A 13,208-nucleotide genomic window follows, 5' to 3' on the forward strand; every position below is an offset into this window, starting at 1 on the left:
AGCGTCCCATCGCGCACGCGCGAGGTGATGGCAGCCAACGGCCAGATGAGAGCTGCCGGCAATCCGACCCCACCGGTTCAAGCCGCGCCTGCCGTGCCGGCGCCAGCCTCGGCGCCGCCCGTTCAGGGATTCGACTGAGGCCGGAACCTCAAGTCGAAGCTTCGGGCGCAGCCGATCGAGCTGGCGAGGCCTGCGTGCTGGTCTAGGATTGGCCCAGGATCTTCCTCGCGGCGCGAAGGTGCGGTCTGTCGATCATCTGGCCGTCGAGCCGCAGCGTGCCGGCATCGGGATTGCTGGCGAACGCCGCGACCACCTTCTCCGCCCATGTGCGCTCGGTGTCCGTCGGCGCGAAGGCCGCGTTGACGATGTCGACGTGCTTGGGATGGATCAGCGCCTTGGCCGAAAAACCGTCACGCCGCGCCGCGCGCGTCTCCTGCTCGAGGCCAGCGAGGTTGTCGATGTCGGTGTAGACCGTGTCGATCGGCGCGACGTCGGCCGCGGCCGCGGCCATCAGGCAGAGATCGCGCGCAAGACGATAGGGGCTGTGGAACACGCCGCCGGAGGCTTTCTCGGTCGCGCCGAGCGAGGCCGAAAGATCCTCCGCGCCCCACATCAGGCCGGCGAGGCGGGGGGAGCAGCCCTTGTAGCTGCCGAGGCCGAAGATCGAGCCGGCGGTCTCCGTCGCGACGCAGACGATGCGAGTCGTGCCGATCGCGATGCCGGCTACTGCTTCCAAGGCTTCGAGCCAGGTCGCGACCTGCCGCACGTCGTCACCGCCCTGCGATTTCGGCAACACGATGCCGTCAGGTCTGCCCGGCATCACCGCGGCGAGATCGGCGAGCGTTATGCCGGTGTCGAGCGCATTGACGCGGACGTAGAGTTGATGCGGCTTGCTGCGACCCTTCAGCATGGCAAGTGTCAGCCCGCGCGCCTCCGCTTTCTTCTCGGTGACGACGGAGTCCTCGAGATCGATGATCAGCGCGTCGGCCCTGCCTTCGCTCGCCTTTTTGAATTTGCGCGGGGAATCGCCCGGCACGAACAGCATCGAACGCATCAGACCGGCCTCTTGTGCATCATCGCCATGCGGCGGCATTTGCCGACGATCTCGTCGTTCTGGTTGTACGCGTGGTGCTCGAACTCGACGATGCCGGCCCTGGGCCGCGATTTGGATTCGCGCATCGAGAGCACCTTTGTCGTGGCCCGCAAGGTGTCGCCGTGGAAGACCGGCTTCGGAAACGTGACCTCGGTCATGCCGAGATTGGCGACGGTGGTCCCCAGGGTCGTATCATAGACCGTCATGCCGATCATGATGCCGAGGGTGTAAAGGCTGTTGAAAATGCGCTGGCCGAACTCGGTCTTCTCGGCGAAATGCGCGTCGATGTGCAGCGGCTGCGGGTTGAGCGTCAGCAGGCTGAACATGGTGTTGTCCATTTCCGTGACGGTCCGGGTCAAAGGATGCATGAACTCCCGGCCCACGGAAAAGTCCTCGAAGTAAAGTCCGGCCATCGCGGTTTCCTCCCTGCGAAATAACGGCGCGCGCATAGCTTCGCGCCGCATGACCCTATGCATGGTAGACACAGTTGATAGCCAAATTCACGTATCTGTATGCGGTTTTTCGAGCTAAAGAACGCAGGCGAAGGCATCTCGGGGCGCAGCAAGCGGCCACGGCCCTTGCGTGGGGAACGCGAAAGAAGGGAGATGGCGCGGTCGCGGCTCCCAAGAAGGAGATCAAGACCATGGATTTCGCGCTCACCGATCAGCAGGAAGCCATTCGCGACGCCATCGCCAAGATCTGCGAGGGCTTTCCCGATGCCTACTGGCTGAAGAAGGACCACGACGGCGGCTTCCCGCACGACTTCCACAAGGCGCTGGCGGACGCCGGCTGGCTCGGCATCTGCGTGCCGGAAGAATATGGCGGCTCCGGGCTCGGCATCACCGAGGCTGCGATCATGATGCGCACCATCGCGGAGTCGGGGGCCGGCATGTCCGGCGCCTCCGCGGTCCACATCAACGTGTTCGGGCTCAATCCCGTCGTCGTGTTCGGCACCGAGGAGCAGCGCAAGCGCATGCTGCCGCCGATGGTCGAGGGCCGCGAGAAGGCGTGCTTTGCGGTGACCGAGCCCAACACCGGTCTCAACACCACGCAGCTCAAGACCCGTGCGGTCGCCAAGAACGACCGCTACATCGTCAATGGCCAGAAGGTGTGGATCTCGACCGCGCAGGTCGCACACAAGATCCTGCTGCTGGCGCGCACCACGCCGCTGGAAGAGGTGCGATCGCCCACCCACGGCCTCAGCCTGTTCTACACCAATTTCGACCGCAACAGGATCAAGGTCCATGAGATCGAGAAGATGGGCCGCAAGATCGTCGATTCCAACGAGCTGTTCTTCGAGGATTTCGAGATTCCGATGGAGGATCGGATCGGCGAGGAAGGCAAGGGCTTCCAGTACATTCTCGAAGGGATGAATCCGGAGCGTATCCTGATCGCTGCGGAAGCCGTCGGTCTCGGCAAGCTCGCGCTGTCGCGCGCGACCGAATACGCCAAGACCCGCACCGTGTTCAATCGTCCGATCGGCAAGAACCAGGGCATCCAGCATCCGCTCGCGGTGAACTGGGTCGAGCTCGAAGCGGCCTGGCTGATGGTGATGTCCGCGGCGTGGCAATATGACAAGGGCATGCCCTGCGGCGCCGCGGCCAATGCCGCGAAATATCTCGCGGGCGAAGCGGGCTTCTCGGCTTGCGAGCAGGCGGTGATGACCCATGGCGGCTTCGGCTATGCCAAGGAATTCCACGTCGAGCGCTACTTGCGCGAAGTGCTGATTCCGCGCATCGCGCCGGTCAGCCCGCAACTCGCGCTCAGCTTCATCGCGGAAAAGGTGCTGGGGCTCGCGAAGTCGTACTGAACGGGGTGTTGTGGCGCAAACCAGATGGGCCGCCTATTCGGCGGCGATCCGCTCCATCGCCATGGCGCGAAGCCTGGCGCGCTGGATCTTCACGCCGTTGGCGCTGTCGGTGACGGGGAAGGCGTCCACGATATAGATTCGCGCCGGCACCTTGTAGCCGGCGAGCCGCTCGCGCAGGCTCGTCGTGAGCGCTTCCTGCCGCGGCGGCTCCCCTGCCGGGATCACGAAGGCGACGCAGCGCGCCTGGCCCTTCAGGTCGACTGCAACCACCTGGGCGTCGGCAACGCCGGTGCACGATTTGAGCTCGTCCTCGATCTCGCCCGGCGAGACCAGGAAGCCGCCGAGCCGCATCGCATCGCCAGCGCGGGTCTCGTAGACGAAGGAGCCGTTGCCGCGCAGCCGGCCGATGTCGCCGGTGCGAAAGAATCCGTCGGCGGTGATCGCTTCGCGCGTCGCATCGAGGTTGTTGAAATAGCCGAGGAAACGTGACGGCGCGCTGATCTCGATCTCGCCGGACACGCCGCTGGCCGCAAGCTCGCCGGTCTCGACATCGCGGACGCGGAGTTTCGCGTCCGGCGACATCGGCCAGCCGCCGCCCTCGATGCGATCGGCGAAGGCATCGCCGCGGCGGGCGATCGAGAACAGCGCCTGCACCTCGCTCGAGCCGTACAGGCCGAACAGCTTCATGCCGCGCGTCTCGGCCTCCGCGGCCAGCTCGCGCCAGCCGGGCTGAAACGCGGCGAAGCCGCAGACCTCGAGATGCGGGAATGGGCGTGGCGCATCGGTGAGGGCGAGAATGCGCCGGAACATCTCGTCGGAGCCGAAGGAATGCGTGATCCCGTGCTCGGCGAGGATCTTCAGGGCCGGCGCCGCTTCGAAGGCGCCGAGTATATGGATGGTCGCGCCGGCTGCGATGAAGCCGAGCAGGCTCGTCATGCCGAAGGTGCCGCAGAACGGCAGCATGGCCAGCAACGAATGACGCTGGTGATCGAGTTGGAGCGCGTGGGCGACGGAGGCGGCGTGCGTCGCCAGCGTCCGCTGCGAATGCGCGACGAGCTTCGGCCCCTTGGTGGTGCCCGAAGTCGTGTAGAGCAGGACCGGCAGGTCGACATCATCCTGAACCGCGGGGGCGGGGGGATAGGACCGGTCGAAGGCGTCGAACCGCACACAGGGCCAGTGCGCGGGGATCGCATCCGCGCCGACCACGGCAAGCTTTTGCAGCGTGGGCACCTCGTCGCTGGCGACATCGGCGAGGATGGCGGCAAAATCGATCGCGCGGAATGCGGCCTCGACCACCATCAGCCTGGCACCGGACACCTTGAGCAGGTGCGCGACTTCCGCGCTGCGGTAGCGCGTGTTGACGGCAGCGACGACCGCGCCAAGGCGGGCGGCGGCGAACAGCAACGCGATCCATTCGATCCGGTTGACCAGCCAGACCGCGACCACGTCCCCCTTGCCGATGCCTTGCGCCGCGAGCCAGGCCGCGGTCTGCTCGATTCTTTCCGAGAACCCCGTGCGCGAGACCGGCGTGCCGTCGAACACGAAGGCAGGTTCGGCGGCCTCAGTGCGGATCAGCGATTGCAGTGAAAAATCGTTGGCGCTCATGACAAGCGGAGTAACCCGATCGCGCCAGGCTGTCTACTTGGTGCCGAACATTCGGTCGCCGGCATCGCCCAGGCCCGGCACGATGTAGCCGTGGTCGTTGAGGCGTTCGTCGATCGCGGCGGTCCAGATCGGCACGTCGGGATGCTCGCTCTGGAACTGGGCGATGCCCTCGGGCGCGGCCAGAAGGCAGACGAAACGGATGTCGCGGGCGCCGCGCGCCTTGAGCAGGGACGCGCCGGCACAGGCCGAGTTGCCGGTTGCCAGCATCGGGTCCATCAGGATCACGGTGCGGTCGGACAGGTCCTGCGGTGCCTTGAAGTAATATTCCACGGCCTGCAACGTTTCGGGGTCGCGGTAGAGCCCGATATGGGCAATGCGCGCCGAAGGCATCAAGGCGAGCATGCCGTCGAGGAAGCCGACGCCGGCGCGCAGGATCGGCGCCAGCGTGAGCTTCTTGCCGGCGATCTTGGGCGCCCGCATCGGCGCGATCGGCGTCTCGATCTCGACCAGCTCCAGCGGCAGGTCACGCGTCACCTCGTAGCAGAGCAGCATCCCGATCTCGTTCAGGATCTCGCGAAAGCTCTTGGTCGATCGGTCCTTCTCCCGCATCAGGGAGAGCTTGTGCTGGACCAGAGGATGGGTGACGACGTTGACGCTGCTGGTGCTCATGAAACCGCTCTACACGGTTCCATCAAGCTGCGCCAGATCGGTCGAGACCTTTCCGTGGGCGACGCTCCCTAACGGGGCATCGCGACCGCGCTGCGGGCGCGGTTGCTCGCCTCATAGGCAGCTATGGTCAGCTCGCGGTCGATCGCCATGCGAGATCGGACGAGCTAGACCCCGAGCCCGCGTGCCACCAGCGTGATCACCAGCGTCAGGATACGGCCCCAGATCAGGCTCAGCGTCATCGTCAGAATGATCACGGTGACCGCCTGCTTCAGATTTCCCTTGAAGGGCTGCATGCTAGCCGTCCGAAGTCGGGTTGGCAGCGAGGCGCATGCCGAGCAGCAATGCACCCATCAACGCAACGAGGGTGATGATCTTGATCTCGACCATGTCGTTACCTCGCAAGGCGTGCCGGACGCCGCCTCACTCCGTCCAGCCATCGTGCCGCCTGCGCGACCAGCGGATTGCCCCGATTCTCGACGTCGAGAGTGGAAAGTCTCTGCAGCAAACACCGCCGGTCAGGCGGGGAGATGCCAGAGATGGATTGCGATTCTCAGCGCGATCAGCGCGGTGAGCACGCTGCCCATCGAGAGCAGGCCGAGCACCTGGAGCGCGATACGCTTGAGCTGGGCCTTGCGCGCTTCGGAGATGCGCGCCGCGCGTTCGGCCCCGAAGCGCCGGTCGAAACCATGTGTCATGATCGACATCGGGGAAGTCCTTGTCCTTGGCGCAGCGAGGCGACCGCTCCAATCTGCCGCTCATGATGTCCTCCTTGCGTAGGATTGCGAGATGAGCGCCGGCGCATCCGCATAGGAATGTCATAGAGATGCTGATCGTCGCGCCGGCAGCCCTCTGAAGAGTTCGGGGTTCCGCTTCGGTCGGGGGCCTGAGACGGCGCGGGATCCGAATGCGTGATCCCGGCCGCTGCGGCGAAGGCGAGGCGCAGTCGCGGTTCCTCGATCTGCTTGCAGAATCGGTCCAGGGTGTCCGCCGCGTTCTGTGACTGCCCGTTGATCGCCGCGCAGAGCCGGGAACTGGTTCGCCGGAAGAAGTGGAACGCCTCGTGGGCGGTGCGCCGTCCTCCGAGGCGATCGAGCTCCGCCGCGAGTGCTGCAACGTTGAGCCTGTCGGACTCATCCCGCGTCAGGGCAAAGCGCAGCAGCGCCAGTTTCCAGGCGTGGAGCAGCCTGCGAGATCCATCGACCAGGTCGAGCATGCAAATTCCGGATGGCCTCGCCGCGTCAGGCTCCGACGCCGTCGATCAATTCTTCGTCGGCGATCGCAGCGAATGCGCGCACCACGCCTCTCTGCGCGGCTGCGTCCAGCGGCACGATCGGCAGCCTGGTGGCGGCCGACATCAGGCCAAGGACGTTGAGTGCGTATTTGAGCGCGGCCGGATCTTCCCTGGACAGGCAGGCGATGAGCGGAATCAGGCGCTTGTGCAGATAACGGGCGGATTGCAGCCGGCCCTGCCTGAGATGCGAGAAGATCGTGCGGCAGAGATCCGGGGCAATGTTGGCGACCTCCGAGATCGCGCCGTCGCCGCCATCCGCGATGAAGGCGAACGCGGTGAAGTCGCCGCCGGAGAGAAAGCGAAAACTTGCCGGCAAGCTGTGGGACAGCCGCATCGGACGGGCGATGTCGCCACCTCCATCGCGCAGGCCGACGAACTGGCGGGACTCGGCCAGACGCAGAAGCGTCTCGTCGGCGAGCGGGCGCAGCGTGCGGGCGGGATTGTCGTGCAGGATCACGGGAAGTCCGATTGCAGCGGCGATGGCACGGAAATGCGCGAGCATGCCCTCCTGGATCGGCTTGTTGTAGGCGGGCACGACCGACATGACGGCATCGGCGCCGGCCGCTTCCGCACGCCGCGCGAGCTCGATGGCGTGGCTGGTTGCATTGGATACCGCACCAGCAATGACCCGCACCCGGCCGCGGGCGACGTCGACCGCGGTGCGAATGACGAGCTCCTGCTCGGCCGGTGAGAGCGTCGGGGCCTCGCCGGCCGTCTCGCAGACCACGATGGCGGGAACGCCGGCCGCGACCTGTCGCTCGCACAGTGCAGCGAATGCCTTGAGATCGATGGCATCTGCCGCGTCGAATGGTGTCGGCAGGTCCGGAATGAATCCGGTGAACCAGGCAGCGGGAGGGATGAGCATGGTTTTCCCCTGTTGACGCTGGCTCAGGCGGCGCGCTGCGCGACGGTGGTATTGGGGCTCTTGCCCATGTCGAGCTCGATCCCGCGCGGCAGCTCGACGATGGTTTCCGGATGCTGCCCGTTCTCGAACAGCGCATATTTGATCGCCTGGGCGCGGCTGACGAACAGGCCGCCATAGAGGCCGTTCTGCTCCTGAGCGATCCATTGTCCCCGGTGATTGCGGCCGATGAAGACGATGGTCGAGGGCGAGCTGCACGAGGGAGGTTCGACGAGTTTCACGGATTTGGTCCTTCTGAACGACGCCGGCTTGGGACTCATTGTCCCCGCCTGCGTGCTCAATATCCTGCCTCGCGAATATGATTTCGAGGGCGGGTGGGCGACGATCTCATAGGAAGGTCATAAAGCCGACCGCTCAGGCCACGGCGTTGGCGATGTGGACCAGAGCGAACAGCGCGCCGAAGGCGACAGCCTCGTCCCAATGATTGAGCGCAGGTCCCAACAGCGGCTCGCGCTTGAGGAGGCCGACGAGCGCACACAGGATGATCGACATCCAGAGCAGGGCGGCGAGGCTTCGGCCGAAGCCGATGCTGCCGAAGGCGGCGAAGGTCAATAGCAGCGCGATGCGGACGGCAAAGCGAGACAAAACGCGCGTCGGGCTCAACGTGCGCGGTATGTCCTGAGATTGCGGCAAGGCTTGACTGCCCTAACCGAAATTGTCGCAGGCGACCGGCTCGTAAAGCGGGTCCCGCCTCCGACGAACCGAGGGAACGCTCGGCCGCGACGCTTCCACGGCGAGTGCCTGGACTTCAACGAACGCCGACAGCAGCGCGATCGCAAGGTCGCCATGGCAAGCCTCGACCGCGGTGTCGAGCCAATCCGGCAATTCGCGCGCGCGTGACAGCGCGCAATGCCACTCGCCCTCGTCATAGGCGATGCACCGGACCCGCCACATTGGCAGCTCCAGCTCGATCAGCACCAGCGCCGCGTCCGCCCATGCCTCGGCGTCGATCAGGTGCGAGAGGCGTGCGGTGCGGCCGTTCTGGCCGAGCGAGGGGACGCGCCGGCAGGCCGTTTCGATGATCTCGATCATCAACGGCCGCGTCATCGCATGTGTCTCGCGCAGCCGCTCGCTGAGTGAGGGGGGATCGTAGTGGCGGAGAGCGGCGATCATGTCAGGCCTCCTGGGGTTGGCGTCGGTCAGTCGGCCGGCCTCACAAAGATGTCCTGGAGGGCATTTGAAAACGAGATAGGGATCGGGCGAGAGATATAGGGATTTCGTAAGTGGACGGAGCCTACCGGCCAGGCGCAATAGCCCCTCAACTATCGCCTTCGCCGCGGGCGGACGCTTATGGAAGCAGGGCTTTTTTGAAAGACCGTGGCCGCTGTCCGCCGTAACAATCGCCTGCGAAAGTGGGTGGGCGGTGCCACTGCGCTGCCTGCTCGGATGACCGCCCGGAATGGATCGTCATTGTCACGTGGCCGCCCACCGCGACGTGCCGGCCCTTATGAGATTCCTATAACGTCGCCGTAGGCTTCACCTCGAAAACCTATGCGCGCGGTGGCACCTGATCGCCATCAAGTTCCCGGTCGGAAGCGGCGCGCATTGCATTCGTTCGTGGCGGGCCGGCCGCCGGGATCGAAGGACGGGTCATGCCGCAGACCGTCTCGTACCGAGGAGTATCGTCATGATGGACATTCTGATGCTGGGGCTAGCCGCGGCCTTCTTCGCGCTCGCGATCGGTTACACCTACGCCTGCGAACGGCTGTGACGGAGCGACCATGATTTTCGATTATGCACTCGCCGGCGCCGTCTCGTTCGGCCTCCTGATCTATCTCACCTACGCACTGCTGCGGCCCGAGCGGTTCTGACGCCGTGCTGCTGCTCGTCGAATTGCTGCTGGCGGACGCCGTGCTCGTCGCGGGCCTGCTTGCGCTGGTCCTGCCGATGCTGCGCTGGACGCAAAGCCTGAAGGGTTGATGCCATGACCGTAATCGGTTGGTTCCAGATCATTCTCTATTGTTTGATCGTCGCCGCGCTGACCAAGCCGCTCGGCTGGTACATGACGCGCGTGTTCAATGGCGAGCGCACGTTCCTGTCGCCCGTCCTGCGCCCGATCGAGGCCGGCATATATTGGATCTCCGGTGTCGACGAGAAGCGCGAGCAGCATTGGATGACCTATACCGTCGCCATGCTGCTGTTCCATGTCGGCGGCTTCCTCATCATCTACGGCCTGATGCGGCTCCAGGCCATGCTGCCCTTCAATCCGGCCGGGCAGTCCGCCGTCGCCGAAGATCTGTCGTTCAACACCGCGATCTCCTTCATCACCAACACCAATTGGCAGAACTACGGCGGCGAGAGCACGCTGTCCTATCTGACCCAGATGGTCGGCCTCACGCACCAGAATTTCCTGTCGGCTGCGACCGGCATCGTGCTCGCGGTGGCCTTGATCCGCGGCTTTGCCCGCGCCTCGATGCGCACCGTCGGCAATTTCTGGGTCGATGTGACCCGGTGCACCCTTTATATCCTGCTGCCGATCTGCATCGTCTACGCGCTGTTCCTGGTCTGGCAGGGCATGCCGCAGACGCTCGGAGCCTATGTCGAGGCCACCACGCTCGAAGGCGCCAGGCAGACCATCGCGGTCGGCCCGGTCGCCTCGCAGGTCGCGATCAAGATGTTAGGGACCAATGGCGGCGGCTTCTTCAACGCCAATGCCTCCCATCCCTTCGAGAACCCGACCGCGCTGTCGAATTTCGTGCAGATGCTGTCGATCTTCGCGCTCGGCGCCGCGCTCACCAATGTGTTTGGACGCATGGTCGGCAACCAGCGCCAGGGCGGGGCGATCCTCGCCGTGATGGGCGTGCTGTTCGTTGCCGGCGTCGCGGTTGCTTACTGGGCGGAAGCGCATGGCACGGCCACGTTGCAGGCGCTCGGTCTTTCCGGCGGCAACATGGAAGGCAAGGAAGTGCGCTTCGGCATCGTCGCGTCCTCGTTGTTCGCTGTGATCACCACCGCTGCGTCCTGCGGTGCCGTCAACGCCATGCATGACAGCTTCACTGCGCTCGGCGGCATGATCCCGCTGATCAACATGCAGCTCGGTGAGATCATCGTCGGCGGCGTCGGCGCCGGCATGTACGGCATGCTGCTCTTCGTGATCCTCGCGATCTTCGTCGCAGGCCTGATGGTCGGCCGCACGCCGGAATATGTCGGCAAGAAGATCGAGGCGCGCGAGGTCAAGATGGCGATGCTCGCGATCCTGATCCTGCCGCTGATGATCCTGGGCTGGACCGCGGTCGGCGTCGTGCTGCCCACGGGCGTCGCCTCGATGGCCAATGCCGGCCCGCACGGCTTCTCGGAAGTGCTTTATGCCTACTCCTCGCAGACCGGCAACAACGGCTCGGCCTTCGCGGGGCTCACCGGCAACACGCTGTTCTACAACCTGACGGGCGCGTCCGCGATGTTCGTCGGCCGCTTCCTGATGATCGTGCCGGCGATGGCGATCGCAGGGTCGCTCGCGCAGAAGAAGTCGATCCCTCCGTCGATGGGCACCTTCCCGACCACCGGCGGCCTGTTCGTCGGCCTGGTCGTCGGCGTGATCCTGATCATGGGCGGCCTGACCTTTTTCCCGGCGCTCGCCCTCGGCCCGATCGTCGAGCAGCTCGCGATGAACGCCGGCAACGTCTTCTGATCCAGCTCTTTCGGAGTGACCTCCATGGAACCAGTTTCTAAACCCAACAAGCGCATGCCGGTCTCGGCGATGCTGGATCCCAGGATCGTGGTGCCGGCGATCGGCGCGGCCTTCGCCAAGCTCGATCCGCGCGCCATGATCAAGAACCCGGTCATGTTCGTGGTCGAGATCGTCGCTGCGCTCACCACGGTGATCTTCCTGCGCGATCTCCTGACCGGCGGGGAAAATCTCGGATTCACGTTCCAGATCATCCTCTGGCTGTGGTTCACCGTGCTGTTCGCCAACCTCGCTGAAGCAGTTGCCGAGGGCCGAGGCAAGGCGCAGGCCGAGACGCTGCGCAAGACCCGCACCGAGAGCCAGGCCAAGCTCCTGGCCGGCTCGGGCCGGAACTATAAGCTCGTGCCGGGCACGAGCCTGAGGGTCGGCGACCTCGTGCTGGTGGAGGCGGGCGATACCATTCCGTCCGACGGCGAGGTGATCGAGGGGGTGGCCTCCGTCAACGAGGCCGCCATCACCGGCGAGTCGGCGCCCGTGATCCGCGAATCCGGCGGCGACCGTTCGGCCGTGACCGGCGGCACGCAGGTGCTGTCGGACTGGATCCGCGTCCGCATTACGGCAGCCCAGGGCTCGACCTTCATCGACCGCATGATCAAGCTGGTCGAGGGCGCCGAGCGGCAGAAGACGCCGAACGAGATCGCGCTCAACATTCTGCTCGCCGGCCTCACCATCATCTTCGTGTTCGCCACCGTGACGATCCCGAGCTACGCCGCCTACGCCGGCGGCTCGATCTCGGTGATCGTGCTGGTCGCGCTGTTCGTGACACTTATCCCGACCACGATCGGGGCGCTGCTGTCGGCGATCGGCATCGCCGGCATGGACCGCCTGGTCCGCTTCAATGTGCTGGCGATGTCGGGCCGAGCGGTCGAAGCCGCCGGAGACGTCGACACGCTGCTGCTCGACAAGACCGGCACCATCACGCTCGGCAACCGGCAGGCGACCGCGTTCCGCCCCGTCCGGGGAGTGACCGAGCAGGAGCTGGCCGATGCCGCCCAACTCGCCTCGCTCGCCGACGAGACCCCGGAAGGCCGCTCCATCGTCGTGCTGGCGAAGGAGAAATACGGCATCCGCGGCCGCGACATGGCGGAGCTCGGGGCCACCTTCATCCCGTTCACGGCGCAGACCCGCATGAGCGGCGTCGATGCCGGCGGCTCGTCGGTGCGCAAGGGTGCGGTCGATGCCATGCTGAACTATGTCGGCGGCGGCGCTCCGACCGCGGTCGCTTCCGGCAACACGGCGCGCTCGATGCAGCCTGCCGCGCTTTCCGAACTCGGTCGCGAGATCCAGGCCATTGCCGATGACGTGTCGAAGTCCGGCGGCACGCCGCTGGCTGTCGCCAAGGATGGCAAGCTGCTCGGGATCGTCCAGCTCAAGGACATCGTCAAGGGCGGTATCCGCGAGCGCTTCGCCGAGCTGCGCCGCATGGGCATCCGCACTATCATGATCACCGGCGACAATCCGATGACGGCTGCCGCCATCGCCGCGGAAGCCGGCGTCGACGACTTCCTGGCGCAGGCAACGCCCGAAGACAAACTCAAGCTGATCCGCGACGAGCAGGCCAAGGGCAAGCTGGTGGCGATGTGCGGCGACGGCACCAACGATGCGCCGGCGCTCGCCCAGGCCGACGTCGGCGTCGCCATGAACACCGGCACGCAGGCCGCGCGCGAAGCCGGCAACATGGTCGACCTCGATTCCAACCCGACCAAGCTGATCGAGGTGGTCGAGATCGGCAAGCAGCTCCTGATGACGCGCGGTGCGCTGACGACGTTCTCGATCGCCAACGACGTCGCCAAGTATTTTGCGATCATCCCGGCGATGTTCCTGGCGTTCTACCCTCAGCTCAACGTGCTCAACGTCATGAACCTGTCGAGCCCGCAGAGCGCCATCCTTTCGGCGATCATCTTCAACGCGCTGATCATCATTGCGCTGATCCCGCTGGCGCTGAAGGGCGTCGCCTATCGCGCGGTCGGTGCCGGCGCTCTGCTTCGGCGCAACCTCTTGATCTACGGCCTTGGCGGCATCGTCATTCCCTTCATCGGCATCAAGGCGATCGACCTCGTGGTGACCGCCTTGCACCTGGCCTAACCCCGTCATTGCGAGGAGCGGAGCGACGAAGATTCCATGGGGTAGTGG

Annotated in this window: 15 protein-coding genes; 4 read left to right on the forward strand and 11 right to left on the reverse strand. The window is 65.3% G+C overall.

Going from position 1 to position 13,208, the window contains the following annotated elements; genetic code table 11:
* Positions 1-202: 202 nt before the first annotated feature.
* Both IC50_RS30995 and IC50_RS31000 read right to left on the reverse strand, forming a co-directional pair.
* Positions 203-1,054, reverse strand: coding sequence for an HpcH/HpaI aldolase/citrate lyase family protein (locus IC50_RS30995; RefSeq protein ID WP_035714120.1), 852 nt, complete (start codon positions 1,052-1,054; stop codon positions 203-205).
* On the reverse strand, positions 1,054-1,557 hold the full coding sequence (locus IC50_RS31000) for a MaoC family dehydratase (protein ID WP_333938160.1): 504 nt from the start codon (positions 1,555-1,557) through the stop codon (positions 1,054-1,056). The genes IC50_RS30995 and IC50_RS31000 overlap by 1 nt, the downstream gene beginning before the upstream one ends.
* A gap of 179 nt (positions 1,558-1,736) precedes the next feature.
* Between IC50_RS31000 and IC50_RS31005 the strand changes: the two genes are divergently transcribed.
* Positions 1,737-2,903, forward strand: coding sequence for an acyl-CoA dehydrogenase family protein (locus tag IC50_RS31005; protein ID WP_035714080.1), 1,167 nt, complete (start codon positions 1,737-1,739; stop codon positions 2,901-2,903).
* A 33-nt stretch (positions 2,904-2,936) separates the two neighbouring features.
* Here IC50_RS31005 and IC50_RS31010 read toward each other — a convergent pair whose 3' ends face one another.
* From IC50_RS31010 to IC50_RS31045, 9 genes are all read right to left on the reverse strand, one after another.
* Positions 2,937-4,508, reverse strand: coding sequence for an AMP-binding protein (locus IC50_RS31010; protein ID WP_035714085.1), 1,572 nt, complete (start codon positions 4,506-4,508; stop codon positions 2,937-2,939).
* A gap of 33 nt (positions 4,509-4,541) precedes the next feature.
* Positions 4,542-5,177, reverse strand: a complete 636-nt coding sequence (gene upp / locus IC50_RS31015) for a uracil phosphoribosyltransferase (protein ID WP_035714089.1) — start codon at positions 5,175-5,177, stop codon at positions 4,542-4,544.
* A gap of 164 nt (positions 5,178-5,341) precedes the next feature.
* Positions 5,342-5,470, reverse strand: coding sequence for a hypothetical protein (locus tag IC50_RS43785; protein WP_271525126.1), 129 nt, complete (start codon positions 5,468-5,470; stop codon positions 5,342-5,344).
* 222 nt (positions 5,471-5,692) lie between these two features.
* A complete protein-coding gene (locus IC50_RS31020) occupies positions 5,693-5,881 on the reverse strand; it encodes a hypothetical protein (protein ID WP_035714094.1) in 189 nt (62 codons plus the stop codon).
* Positions 5,869-6,390 carry a hypothetical protein gene (locus tag IC50_RS31025; RefSeq protein WP_244429683.1) on the reverse strand — a complete coding sequence of 174 codons (522 nt, stop codon included), beginning with the start codon at positions 6,388-6,390 and terminating at the stop codon, positions 5,869-5,871. Before IC50_RS31025 ends, IC50_RS31020 begins: the two co-directional genes overlap by 13 nt.
* Before the next feature lie 25 nt (positions 6,391-6,415).
* Positions 6,416-7,333 (reverse strand): 4-hydroxy-tetrahydrodipicolinate synthase, encoded by a 918-nt coding sequence (dapA, locus tag IC50_RS31030; RefSeq protein WP_035714098.1) that lies wholly within the window; start codon positions 7,331-7,333, stop codon positions 6,416-6,418.
* Between the two features lie 23 nt (positions 7,334-7,356).
* Positions 7,357-7,611 carry a hypothetical protein gene (locus IC50_RS31035; protein WP_035714128.1) on the reverse strand — a complete coding sequence of 85 codons (255 nt, stop codon included), beginning with the start codon at positions 7,609-7,611 and terminating at the stop codon, positions 7,357-7,359.
* A 133-nt stretch (positions 7,612-7,744) separates the two neighbouring features.
* The gene (locus IC50_RS31040; protein ID WP_035714101.1) at positions 7,745-8,023 is read right to left on the reverse strand and encodes a hypothetical protein; all 279 of its coding nucleotides are present in this window, start codon (positions 8,021-8,023) and stop codon (positions 7,745-7,747) included.
* Between the two features lie 12 nt (positions 8,024-8,035).
* Positions 8,036-8,503, reverse strand: a complete 468-nt coding sequence (locus IC50_RS31045) for a hypothetical protein (protein WP_035714106.1) — start codon at positions 8,501-8,503, stop codon at positions 8,036-8,038.
* Between the two features lie 608 nt (positions 8,504-9,111).
* Here IC50_RS31045 and IC50_RS31050 point away from each other — a divergent pair.
* The 3 genes from IC50_RS31050 to kdpB all read left to right on the forward strand — a co-directional run bounded on the left by IC50_RS31050 (position 9,112) and on the right by kdpB (position 13,160).
* Positions 9,112-9,201, forward strand: a complete 90-nt coding sequence (locus IC50_RS31050) for a K(+)-transporting ATPase subunit F (protein WP_035698142.1) — start codon at positions 9,112-9,114, stop codon at positions 9,199-9,201.
* Positions 9,202-9,314: 113 nt separating this feature from the next.
* Positions 9,315-11,018, forward strand: coding sequence for a potassium-transporting ATPase subunit KdpA (kdpA, locus tag IC50_RS31055; protein WP_035714110.1), 1,704 nt, complete (start codon positions 9,315-9,317; stop codon positions 11,016-11,018).
* 24 nt (positions 11,019-11,042) lie between these two features.
* The gene (gene kdpB, locus IC50_RS31060) at positions 11,043-13,160 is read left to right on the forward strand and encodes a potassium-transporting ATPase subunit KdpB (protein WP_035714114.1); all 2,118 of its coding nucleotides are present in this window, start codon (positions 11,043-11,045) and stop codon (positions 13,158-13,160) included.
* Positions 13,161-13,208: the final 48 nt, after the last annotated feature.

Origin of the sequence: Bradyrhizobium genomosp. I (2014), from assembly GCF_000261685.1 — a bacterium.
Lineage (GTDB): Bacteria > Pseudomonadota > Alphaproteobacteria > Rhizobiales > Xanthobacteraceae > Bradyrhizobium.

Excerpts from the sequence above, each read along its gene's own strand:
- IC50_RS31005 (WP_035714080.1), top strand. The coding sequence starts at position 1,737 with ATGGATTTCGCGCTCACCGATCAGCAGGAAGCCATTCGCGACGCCATC.
- kdpA (WP_035714110.1), top strand. The coding sequence starts at position 9,315 with ATGACCGTAATCGGTTGGTTCCAGATCATTCTCTATTGTTTGATCGTC.
- IC50_RS31000 (WP_333938160.1), bottom strand. The coding sequence starts at position 1,557 with ATGCGGCGCGAAGCTATGCGCGCGCCGTTATTTCGCAGGGAGGAAACC.
- upp (WP_035714089.1), bottom strand. The coding sequence starts at position 5,177 with ATGAGCACCAGCAGCGTCAACGTCGTCACCCATCCTCTGGTCCAGCAC.
- dapA (WP_035714098.1), bottom strand. The coding sequence starts at position 7,333 with ATGCTCATCCCTCCCGCTGCCTGGTTCACCGGATTCATTCCGGACCTG.
- IC50_RS31045 (WP_035714106.1), bottom strand. The coding sequence starts at position 8,503 with ATGATCGCCGCTCTCCGCCACTACGATCCCCCCTCACTCAGCGAGCGG.
- IC50_RS31050 (WP_035698142.1), top strand. The coding sequence starts at position 9,112 with ATGATTTTCGATTATGCACTCGCCGGCGCCGTCTCGTTCGGCCTCCTG.
- kdpB (WP_035714114.1), top strand. The coding sequence starts at position 11,043 with ATGGAACCAGTTTCTAAACCCAACAAGCGCATGCCGGTCTCGGCGATG.
- IC50_RS31020 (WP_035714094.1), bottom strand. The coding sequence starts at position 5,881 with ATGTCGATCATGACACATGGTTTCGACCGGCGCTTCGGGGCCGAACGC.
- IC50_RS31010 (WP_035714085.1), bottom strand. The coding sequence starts at position 4,508 with ATGAGCGCCAACGATTTTTCACTGCAATCGCTGATCCGCACTGAGGCC.
- IC50_RS31025 (WP_244429683.1), bottom strand. The coding sequence starts at position 6,390 with ATGCTCGACCTGGTCGATGGATCTCGCAGGCTGCTCCACGCCTGGAAA.
- IC50_RS30995 (WP_035714120.1), bottom strand. The coding sequence starts at position 1,054 with ATGCGTTCGATGCTGTTCGTGCCGGGCGATTCCCCGCGCAAATTCAAA.
- IC50_RS43785 (WP_271525126.1), bottom strand. The coding sequence starts at position 5,470 with ATGCAGCCCTTCAAGGGAAATCTGAAGCAGGCGGTCACCGTGATCATT.